At 38.2% G+C, this 9,857-nt stretch carries 12 protein-coding genes; 7 read left to right on the top strand and 5 right to left on the bottom strand.

Features of this window, described 5'->3' with window-relative positions:
- Window positions 1–169: 169 nt before the first annotated feature.
- Window positions 170–844, bottom strand: a complete 675-nt coding sequence (locus tag DS885_RS02455) for a PilZ domain-containing protein (RefSeq protein ID WP_181817682.1) — start codon at window positions 842–844, stop codon at window positions 170–172.
- Window positions 845–1,062: 218 nt separating this feature from the next.
- Here DS885_RS02455 and DS885_RS02460 point away from each other — a divergent pair, with 218 nt between their 5' ends.
- A complete protein-coding gene (locus tag DS885_RS02460; protein WP_113817823.1) occupies window positions 1,063–1,374 on the top strand; it encodes a hypothetical protein in 312 nt (103 codons plus the stop codon).
- A gap of 59 nt (window positions 1,375–1,433) precedes the next feature.
- Here DS885_RS02460 and DS885_RS02465 read toward each other — a convergent pair whose 3' ends face one another.
- From DS885_RS02465 to DS885_RS02475, 3 genes are read right to left on the bottom strand one after another with little or no spacing between them, the layout of a single operon-like run.
- Window positions 1,434–1,841: a GNAT family N-acetyltransferase gene (locus DS885_RS02465; RefSeq protein WP_113817824.1), complete on the bottom strand. Its 408-nt coding sequence runs from the start codon at window positions 1,839–1,841 to the stop codon at window positions 1,434–1,436.
- 41 nt (window positions 1,842–1,882) lie between these two features.
- Window positions 1,883–2,185 (bottom strand): putative signal transducing protein, encoded by a 303-nt coding sequence (locus DS885_RS02470; RefSeq protein ID WP_113817825.1) that lies wholly within the window; start codon window positions 2,183–2,185, stop codon window positions 1,883–1,885.
- A gap of 58 nt (window positions 2,186–2,243) precedes the next feature.
- A complete protein-coding gene (locus DS885_RS02475; RefSeq protein ID WP_113817826.1) occupies window positions 2,244–2,720 on the bottom strand; it encodes an acyl-CoA thioesterase in 477 nt (158 codons plus the stop codon).
- A gap of 320 nt (window positions 2,721–3,040) precedes the next feature.
- Between DS885_RS02475 and DS885_RS02480 the strand changes: the two genes are divergently transcribed.
- On the top strand, window positions 3,041–4,990 hold the full coding sequence (locus DS885_RS02480) for a sensor domain-containing protein (RefSeq protein ID WP_113817827.1): 1,950 nt from the start codon (window positions 3,041–3,043) through the stop codon (window positions 4,988–4,990).
- On the opposite strand, the gene DS885_RS02485 is transcribed toward DS885_RS02480, so the two are convergent.
- On the bottom strand, window positions 4,951–5,340 hold the full coding sequence (locus DS885_RS02485; protein ID WP_113817828.1) for a MerR family transcriptional regulator: 390 nt from the start codon (window positions 5,338–5,340) through the stop codon (window positions 4,951–4,953). The genes DS885_RS02480 and DS885_RS02485 overlap by 40 nt on opposite strands.
- Before the next feature lie 103 nt (window positions 5,341–5,443).
- Here DS885_RS02485 and DS885_RS02490 point away from each other — a divergent pair, with 103 nt between their 5' ends.
- The 5 genes from DS885_RS02490 (at window position 5,444) to DS885_RS02510 (ending at window position 9,742) form a co-directional block, all read left to right on the top strand.
- Window positions 5,444–6,070 carry a cation transporter gene (locus tag DS885_RS02490; RefSeq protein WP_113817829.1) on the top strand — a complete coding sequence of 209 codons (627 nt, stop codon included), beginning with the start codon at window positions 5,444–5,446 and terminating at the stop codon, window positions 6,068–6,070.
- Between the two features lie 171 nt (window positions 6,071–6,241).
- Window positions 6,242–6,886: a glutathione S-transferase gene (locus DS885_RS02495; RefSeq protein ID WP_113817830.1), complete on the top strand. Its 645-nt coding sequence runs from the start codon at window positions 6,242–6,244 to the stop codon at window positions 6,884–6,886.
- A gap of 20 nt (window positions 6,887–6,906) precedes the next feature.
- Window positions 6,907–7,434 carry a cytochrome b gene (locus DS885_RS02500; protein WP_113817831.1) on the top strand — a complete coding sequence of 176 codons (528 nt, stop codon included), beginning with the start codon at window positions 6,907–6,909 and terminating at the stop codon, window positions 7,432–7,434.
- A 23-nt stretch (window positions 7,435–7,457) separates the two neighbouring features.
- On the top strand, window positions 7,458–8,027 hold the full coding sequence (locus DS885_RS02505; protein WP_113817832.1) for a YceI family protein: 570 nt from the start codon (window positions 7,458–7,460) through the stop codon (window positions 8,025–8,027).
- A gap of 272 nt (window positions 8,028–8,299) precedes the next feature.
- Entirely contained in the window at window positions 8,300–9,742 is a 1,443-nt protein-coding gene (locus DS885_RS02510) for an anti-phage deoxyguanosine triphosphatase (protein WP_113817833.1), read from the top strand.
- The last annotated feature ends 115 nt before the right edge of the window (window positions 9,743–9,857 follow it).

Genomic DNA, 9,857 nt, shown 5'->3' on the forward strand with positions numbered 1-9,857 from the left:
GTATTAAATAACTGATCTAAATTTTGCGCCGGAAAAATGGCTTAGTTTGAGGCGTAAGTTGATGTAAATGGTTGTTCCCTATACGAAACTTACAACGAAAAAATAAGTTGTTTTAACAAGTAAAATAGATCAGTTACTTACTATGATTGGTATTACACCAAATAACTGATTATTTTTGTAAGTGATGCAAAAGCAGTTGTTGAACTGCGGAATTAACCTGCTCTGGTGTGGTAAAAACTAACCCGTACTGTACTTCGTTATTGACCCCCAGCTCTTTTACACTTTTTAACGATACCGAGAGGGTGACTGTTGGACTTCCATCACCTAGATTGGCCATGAGTTGATAGATACTGCCCTCCGATAGGGTTTCTTCTTTTTTGCAAACAAATGCACAACCATTAATGGATAAATCAATTAATACGCCATTTGCTAATACGGTTTCATTTTCAACATTAACCAATGAAGCTTCAATACTAACATCCACTCTACGATGCTTTCTTAAGCCTACTGTCTCAATACTTTTTGGGTAATCCAATACTAGCCAACGCCCAGTAATTGTCATAATTTTTTGAATGGCAGTACGAAAGGCGGTGACATTAGCTTGTTGTTGCTCACTGTTCATAAACCGAACAATAATATCATTGTTTTCTTTAAGGTGCGGTAGCGCTTTGATCCAACTAGCATCATTACCAAAGGCTAAAATCACAGACATATTTGGGTCAATACCAATCAAGCGTGATTTTAAACGAATCGGCTTAGTAGGCGTAATGACTTGAATATGTACTATTTCACCACACTTGACATGATTTAAACGAGTCAGTTCTCGATTATCAATACCAGTCATTTCCGCCCCTCCCCCTATTCCTTTACCTAACCTTAAATAAGTAATAGACGCCATTTTATATTGAGAAATATTTTATCAAGCTTATTAAATCATAAAACCATCTTTTATAAAGCAAATTTTAAATATTAGACTTCTATTTAACGAACAAATTTGCGTGGGTGGTGATACCCGTCACTATCAGTTATGATCCCGCTTAAGTTCATCACACGAGAAAAATCATGACACAACCGGTTATTAGCAAAAAACAACTTATCGATACATTGACACTTTGGCATCAACAAAAAATCGATAATGAACAATTACAAGATTGGATGGTGACACACTTTGATCCACCAGAAACATTAATTGGTGAAGATGAGCCGGAGTTGATTCAGGAAGCAATGCACGTGATCATGAATGAGTACGAACTGGCGAAGTTAGATAAGTTTAAGGAACAAGGATACGAGTTTGCGATGCAGTTTTTACAATGTAATGAAGATAACTTTACTCAGCTAAGACAGCAATTTATCCATCAAGGTTTCAGCGATTAATTCAGGAGCGAAGGCAGTTTGTAATTAACTGCCTTTATTAAAAGCAGATGAAATGTGATCTATAAATAGCGTGCCATTTTATAGTAAGCGACGCCACTTTTATAAAATAGTGTCCCTTCTATTTCAAACCCAAAACCTTGATAAAACGCCACAGCAGATTCTCTTGCATCAAACCAAAAATAGGTGGTACCTGTGTCTTTTAATTTATTAACAATAAACTTCAACATCAAGCTACCCACTCCCTGCCCTTGATAATCAGGTAAAGTAGCAAATTTCCTTAATCGCGCTGCTTGGTCAGCATTGAAATAAACGGAAGCAACGCAAATCAACTGCCCATTTAACTGTACAGCAAAATGAGATGCCTGTTGATCACCTTCAACGACACAAAACTCTGGAGGCTTATCAGGCCATAACACCTGATGACGAATAGTAATGGTTTGTTGCCATTCTATTTTAATAATACGCAAGTTAGCGGCCTTTTAAGGTTTTTTTAACATCGATTTACAAGTCATTTAGCCTGTTGACACTGCCAACAAAAATCAAAGGAAGCATCATTACTTTCATTACAAGCAGAGCAAATCCAATCAGGTGAATCAGCCCCCTGTTGAGCTTTTGTAGCGATTGCCAATGCTTGTTGATGATCACTATCGTCAAAAACCCAAATTTCAGGCCAACTATCTATAGCGGATGTCTCCCCCATTGCCCCCTGTGTAAACTCGTTTTTCATGAAGACTTGGATCCCTTGCGCTTCAATAAGGTTTTTTATATTACCTACAATAAAGTGATTATCATGGCTATACACTAGTTTCATTCTGACCGCCTAGGTTATCTATTCATCTTATTACTCTTTGATAATGAACAGACCGGAATTAATCCACATATATTTCCATCTCTTCACCAATTTTTTTACGCATTTCCATCAACTTAACCGCGGTTTCATGTTGTTTAATATCTTCTTCGCTTTCTGGCACCCATTGTGGAACTAATTCAGATTGACCATTTTGGTCAACAGCGACCATGATCACGATGCAATGTGTTGTGGTGCGTTTGTTAAGAGATTTAGGGTCACAAGCATTCACTTCTAAAGCTATATGCATTGAGGTTTTACCCGTATAGACAACTTTTGCTTTTACTTCCACTAAACTGCCAACATGGATCGGCGCAACAAAGCGAATCCCACCAGCATAGGCTGTCACACAATAACGGCCACTCCAACCCGCAGCACAAGCATAAGCAGCAAGGTCAATCCATTTCATTACTGCGCCACCGTGTACCTTCCCACCAAAATTGACATCCTGTGTTTCAGCTAAAAATCGAAGTGTTATTTCACGTTGTGGTTTTTTCATTATTATTCTCATTAAGTTATGGGGAGCTTTAAATCTATATCGTTCACAAAGGCTTAGCAAATATTTAATTGTCTATTAGTCATTAACGCCATTTAGATGATTATTTAAACAATTAATATTTAATGTCTAGATATCAATAAGATATTATAAAACAGCATAATTGGTTCTTTCATTAATTTTCTATACCGATCATACTTTGATGCCAAAATCATGAAAGCACAAAAATAATACTCACAATGTAGTACAATTAATAACAAAAAATCACTGCCAATGACTTTTGAGCAGTAAATAAGAATGATTGAACATTGAAATGGATTGTTATGAAGGTAGACATTAACCAATTACATACGGCAATTTGGATTTATGATATTGATGCTTTTGCAATCACATGGGCCAATCCAGCGGCACTCATGTTATGGGATAGTCCGAGTATTGAGGACTTATCACAACGTAACCTCAAAACAGGCCAATCAGATGCAGTACGGGAAACCATAGAACAATACCGAGCCGCCTTCAAAGAAAATAAAGTACTACAAGAGAATTGGACCTTCTCACCAAAAGGAAAAGAGGTAGAAGCTTTATGTCAATTCTCTGGTATTCAGCTAGAGGATGGGCGACTAGCAATGCTAGTAGAAGCAACGCCAACTTTACCAAATACCAACATGCAATTTAAAAGCGCGACTATTCTCTCTTTATATGATTTAGACGGGGAATTGCTCAGTGCAAACCCACCTTTTTCGAAAAATTTTCACAGTAGTACAAGCCATTTAAAAGCGCTCTTTTGCCACCCTCAAGATGCCATTAATTTAATACAAACTGTCAATCAAGGTGCAACCTTTGAGTCAGATATTCTAATGGATACCTGCCACGGTGAGGTTTGGTTTAGGGTGATTGCCAACCGCATTAATAACCAAGATAACTCATCACATATTTTACTTAGTCAATATGATATTCATAAAATTAAAGTAATAGAACAAAACTTACGACAACAAGCTTGGGCAGACCCTTTAACCAATTTAATCAATAGGCGCGGTTTAGTGGAAAAATTAACGCCTATGTTTGAAAATAATACACCATTCACTCTGCTGTATATCGATTTGGACGGCTTTAAAATGGTTAATGATTCTTTGGGCCACTTACAGGGGGACGATATATTATTAAAGGTTAGTAAACGACTCAAAGCGCAAATACAAGATGGTGACACGCTGTGCCGTTTCGGGGGAGATGAATTCATTTTTATTATTGAAAATGGAGGAACACAAAGTGATATCTCCACGACCTTGCGCTGCCAAGCAATCATTGATGCCTTAAGCGAACCTTACCAAAGCTTTTTAGGCCGAGATTTACTGCTATCTGCCAGTATTGGAATTGCAGAATTCCCCAGTGATGCACAACATTATGAGCAGATCGTTGCCTATGCCGATGCTGCTATGTATCACGCGAAAAAACTCGGTAAAAAACAGTGGGTGCAATACCAAGTTGGAATGGAGAATGCGCAGAAACGCTTAAGTGTACTGGCTCAGAAATTATCTTTTGCCTTAAGCAATAATGAACTGTGTTTACATTACCAACCGGTAATTAATTACTCTACTGGAGAGATAGTCTCTTTTGAAGCTTTGTTAAGATGGTATAACCAGGAGTTAGGCTATGTTTCACCAGAGGAAGCGATTCGTATCGCCGAAGAAATTGGTTTAATATGTGAGATTGAAAATTGGGTGCTAGACCAAGCTTTGCATGATTTAGTAACCTTTAAGCAGTTACTCAATGACGACATCACCATGGCGGTAAACTTATCTGGTTTACACTTAGTAAACCCCAATTTAGTAGAGACAACTTTATACCTACTCAGTAAACATGAATTACAACCGCAGGACTTGATTATTGAGTTAACGGAAAGTGTATTATTAACCGATGTAAACCATGAAAATAGTCCAATTAACGCCCTGACTAACCAACATATTAACGTGAGTATCGATGACTTTGGAACAGGCTATTCTTCTTTGGCTTACCTACATACGATCCCAGCGACCACAGTAAAAGTGGACAAATCCTTTCTCGACAACACCAACAACACCTTAACCCTTAAGTGTATCCAACGTTTAGTAAAAGACCTTTCCATGAATAATTTAATTGAAGGTATTGAGACTAAACAGCAAGCAGAGCTGTTAAATGCTTTAGGTTATCACTTACAACAAGGCTATTACCATGGCCGACCTCAGCCACTTTCATATTACTTAAGTGCAGACACACAAAGACAATCAGAAGTTTGAGATTGATGACATTGTTCAACGATTGTTAACAGTTCCCGTTCTAATTTTTTTAATTGGGTTATCTTATTTCGTATATCCGTTAAATGGCTCTGTACTATATCGTGAGATTTCTGGCCGCTATTAAATTGACCTCCCTGCAGTTCAATCAACTGTTTGATCTCTTCAAGACTAAACCCTAAAGCACGGCTATGGCAGATTAAGTGTAATCGGTCACAATGTGCCTGTGAGTATTGACGTTGATTGCCCGTACTTCGCATCGCTTTTTGTAATACCCCAATGCCTTCGTAATAACGGATTGTTGGTATTTTACATTGTGTCATTTTACTCAGCTCACCAATTGAATAAATCATGATATACCCCCTTTTTGTGCAAAATAAAACTTGAACCTCTAGTGACTAGAGCTTGTAGACTATTTTAGTAGACCCTAATTAATTAATCAAAGAGGTACAAGTTATGGCTGGATGTTGTCATCATGAATCTGACTTTACTGGGATTGACCCTGCTTATAAACGCATCTTAATCGCAGTCATTTTAATCAACGCTATCATGTTTTTAGTGGAGATGCTCGCTGGGGTTAAATCTAATTCACAGGCACTACAGGCCGATGCATTAGACTTTTTAGGTGATAGTCTAACCTACGGCATTAGTTTATGGGCCATTGGAAAATCCCTCACCCTGCGTAGTAATATAGCTATGTTAAAAGGCGTTAGCTTGTTACTGATGGCTATCTATGTATTAGCTTCAACATTCTATAAGCTTTGGTTTACTGTCACGCCTGACGCTGGCATCATGAGTAGTATTGCTATTTTAGCTTTTGCCGCCAATGTATTAAGTGTGTTGCTGTTAATGAAATACAAAGATGGTGACGCTAACGTGCGCTCAGTATGGTTGTGCAGCCGTAATGATGCTATTGGTAACTTAGTGGTGTTACTAGCTGCTTCAGGCGTATGGGTTACGGACAGTGCATTACCCGACCTGATTGTAGCCGCCTTCTTAGCGACTCTGTTTTTGAGTTCGTCAAAACAAATTATCCAACAGGCAAGACACGAGAAAAAACATGCACTTGAAAAAGACCACTGAGCATAAGTCTTTTGCTGAGCGGCGTCCTATAGTCGCTTAGTTTTTACTTGTCTTTTTCATAAAAAACACAAAAAAGCGATGCAAATAACATAAACACCCTTTTACAAAAATTTAACCTGCCCTTATGATGGAGAATGAAACAATTAATTATTATTCACATTGGAAATTGTTATGCAGCCTATTTTATATTCTTTTAGACGTTGCCCTTACGCAATGCGAGCAAGGTTGGCACTTGCAATTAGCGAACAATCAGTACGACTCAGAGAAATTGTATTAAAACATAAACCAGCTGAACTATTAGCTATTTCACCTAATAAAACCATTCCAGTATTACAATTAGCACAACAAGCGACACCTGATATAGTACTTGATGAAAGTTTAGAAATAATGGTGTGGGCTTTGTCAGAAAACGATCCTGAACAGTGGTTATCTCCTTCTATTGAAGAGATGTTAGAACTGATCGATATTAACGATTACGAATTTAAACATTGGTTAGATAGGTATAAATATGCAGATCGCCATCCTGAACACACACTAGATTATTACCGTCAACAAGCAGAAGAGTTTATTTTTCTATTAGAATCACGTCTAAATGAACATCCCTACTTGTTTTCAGATCGTATTAGTTTAGCAGATATGGCTATTTTTCCGTTTATTCGTCAATTTGCCAGTGTTGATAGGGCTTGGTTTGACCAAGCAGGTTATGAGCAAGTTAAACAATGGTTAGAGACATTAATGGCCAGTGACTTATTTGCCAAGTGCATGAAAAAATATCCAACATGGTTGGAGTCAGGTGAAGAGGTTCAATTCCCTTAACAGGTAAAGTGAGGTGTAATATGGCGACGTTAATAACAAAGTATCATGGCTTAAGCCGTTTTTTTCACTGGATTTCAGCGATCATTGTGATTGGCTTATTTGCTGCTGGTTATTGGATGGTAGATTTAAGCTATTACAGTGAATGGTACAAAACAGCGCCACATTGGCACAAATCCGTGGGTCTTTGTTTTGTGGCATTTACCACAGCTCGTTTAATATGGAAATTACTCTCAACCGCACCAGCAATGGAAGGCTCAGCATTTGAAAAAAAAGCAGCCAGCGCAGCGCATATACTGATTTATATTTTGTTATTTACTATGTTTTTATCCGGTTATTTAATTTCAACAGCCGATGGTCGAGGCATTGATGTCTTTGATTGGTTTGAAGTACCTGGATTAGGCTCTTTTATAGAAGACCAAGCTGATTATGCAGGATTAGTACATGAATACGTCGCTTATACCTTAATTGGATTAGCGAGCTTACATGCCCTAGCTGCATTGAAGCACCATTTTATTAATAAAGATAACACCCTAAAGAAAATGCTTTAAATTTAACTCAATAAGGAAATATCATGAAAAAATTAATGATGGCTTCAGCATTAACAGCCGCAATGGCGTTCCCGCTAAGTGCAATGGCTGCTGACTATACAGTTGATACTAAAGGTGCACATGCTTTTGTTAGCTTTAAAGTAAGCCACTTAGGTTACAGCTTTATTCAAGGTCGTTTCAACGAATTTGACGGTACATTCAGTTACGATGCAGACAATATTGAAGCATCAAAAGTAACAGTCAACGTCAATACGGAAAGCTTGGATTCAAACCATGCAGAGCGTGATAAACACCTTAGAAGTGATGACTTTATTGACGCCAGTAAATACTCAACGGCTAAGTTTGTTAGTACTAAAGTGACAAAAAATGCCGATGGTACACTGTCGATTGCTGGTGATATGACCTTACACGGAGTGACCAAACCAGCGGTTATTGATGCTAAATTCATCGGTGAAGGTAAAGATCCTTGGGGTGGTTACCGCGCAGGGTTTGAAGGAACAACCCGTTTACAAGTGGCTGATTACGGTATTAAGGTCGTTGGTGCATCAAGCTATGTCGATTTAGATATCGTATTAGAAGGCGTTAGAAACTAACCACGTCTTCGTTCATAAAAATCAAGTTAAATACTTGATATAAAACAAATAAAAACTTTACCTGTGACTTTTTATTATGCGGGTAAAGTGCCTACCCTTAAGATCATCAACCTCGCCCAATTCACCTGTTTGTTTACCAAAATGACTAAACTCTGACTTAAGATTTATCAAATAATTCTCTTTAAAATTTTATTTTTCAGCAATTTACCTATACTTTTCATTATAGAAACGCGTTACACTTTTTATGTGATTAGCAACACTATGGTGAATATATGACTTTAGAGACAAACACAGTAACAGTGAACAACCTACAGGAAGCTAACGACACAGACTTAAACTTACAGCAAAATCAGCCTTCGCTTTCTGTATCTGATATTTGGCTAGAACGTTTAACGGCAGAGCCGAACAAAAATCGACGCCTCGACCAACGTAGTGCATTTCAACGTGATAAAGCACGTGTCTTACATTCAGCTGCGTTTCGACGACTACAATCTAAAACACAAATTCATAACAATGGATTAAGTGATTTTTACCGCACCCGTTTAACTCATTCATTAGAAGTGGCGCAAATTGGCTCCGGGATTGTGGCCAACTTAAAATTAATTCAACCGGAATTTCGTAAACTTCTTTCTGGCTATAACCTAATAGAAACGATTTGCCTTAGTCACGATATTGGTCACCCGCCCTTTGGTCACGGCGGAGAAACAGCGCTTAATTACATGATGGTCAAACATGGTGGTTTTGAGGGGAATGCACAAACCTTTAGAATACTCACACAATTAGAGCAATACACTGAGCACAACGGTATGAACCTAACTCGGCGGAGTCTTTTAGGAGTACTTAAGTACCCACTTTGTTTAAGCGAACTGAGTGTGCCCTATCCTGCTGACAACCAACGTAACTTCCGCCAACTTAAAACCGAAGAGTGGACACCAGCAAAAGGTATCTATGACCATGACCGACATTTGCTCGATGCAGTGCTATCAACGCTGTGTGAAAGTGATCGCAACTTGTTTGCCAGCACCCGAACGCCTGATGCCGATGCACCGACCAAGCAACACTTAAAAACAAAATATAAATCCTTTGATTGTTCCATCATGGAAATTGCTGATGATATTGCCTATGGGGTGCACGACCTTGAAGATGCCATTGCCATGGGGATTATCAACAAAGCGCTGTGGCAAGAAAAAGTAGTGCCGCAATTAGCCGCCATTGAAAACTTTTGCCTGCATGATAAATTACAGGAGTTCACCGATAACCTATTTTCATCGCAACACTTTAAACGCAAAGATGCGATAGGCTCATTAGTGAATGCCCTGATCACCTCTATTACTATTCAGCGCGTAGATAAACACTTTAAAGAGCCACTACTGGCTTATAATGCTTATTTAGATACGGCTATGTTTAAAACCCTAGAGATATTGAAGAAATTTGTCTTAACCTATGTCATTCATAGCCCAGACCTGCAAATTTTAGAATACCGAGGGCAACAAATTGTGATGGAATTATTTGAAGCCTTTGAATCTGGCCCATTACGTTTTTTACCAGAAAGAGCCAAAGCCCTATGGAAATTTCATGAAGGTGATGTATCACGTCAACAACGAGTGATTGCCGATTATATTTCTAGTTTAACCGATAACCATGCATTGCGGCTACATGCGAGCTTGTTTAGTAGCAACCAAACCGCACCAATGATTGGAGAGCATGCTTTTTAATGGATAGACTTTTTTAACAGGCAGGTTTAATAAAACGGCGCTTAATAGCGCCGTTTTTGTTTATTTAAAAACGCCTTTTATCAACATTGTTTTCTTGTAATACCAATTGTATTAA

This window comes from Psychromonas sp. B3M02 (assembly GCF_003318165.1).
GTDB lineage: Bacteria > Pseudomonadota > Gammaproteobacteria > Enterobacterales > Psychromonadaceae > Psychromonas.

Bases quoted from the DNA above. Each gene is read 5' to 3' on its own strand.
- DS885_RS02455 (WP_181817682.1), bottom strand. From the start codon at position 844: ATGACTGGTATTGATAATCGAGAACTGACTCGTTTAAATCATGTCAAG.
- DS885_RS02460 (WP_113817823.1), top strand. From the start codon at position 1,063: ATGACACAACCGGTTATTAGCAAAAAACAACTTATCGATACATTGACA.
- DS885_RS02470 (WP_113817825.1), bottom strand. From the start codon at position 2,185: ATGAAACTAGTGTATAGCCATGATAATCACTTTATTGTAGGTAATATA.
- DS885_RS02475 (WP_113817826.1), bottom strand. From the start codon at position 2,720: ATGAAAAAACCACAACGTGAAATAACACTTCGATTTTTAGCTGAAACA.
- DS885_RS02480 (WP_113817827.1), top strand. From the start codon at position 3,041: ATGAAGGTAGACATTAACCAATTACATACGGCAATTTGGATTTATGAT.
- DS885_RS02485 (WP_113817828.1), bottom strand. From the start codon at position 5,340: ATGATTTATTCAATTGGTGAGCTGAGTAAAATGACACAATGTAAAATA.
- DS885_RS02490 (WP_113817829.1), top strand. From the start codon at position 5,444: ATGGCTGGATGTTGTCATCATGAATCTGACTTTACTGGGATTGACCCT.
- DS885_RS02495 (WP_113817830.1), top strand. From the start codon at position 6,242: ATGCAGCCTATTTTATATTCTTTTAGACGTTGCCCTTACGCAATGCGA.
- DS885_RS02500 (WP_113817831.1), top strand. From the start codon at position 6,907: ATGGCGACGTTAATAACAAAGTATCATGGCTTAAGCCGTTTTTTTCAC.
- DS885_RS02505 (WP_113817832.1), top strand. From the start codon at position 7,458: ATGAAAAAATTAATGATGGCTTCAGCATTAACAGCCGCAATGGCGTTC.
- DS885_RS02510 (WP_113817833.1), top strand. From the start codon at position 8,300: ATGACTTTAGAGACAAACACAGTAACAGTGAACAACCTACAGGAAGCT.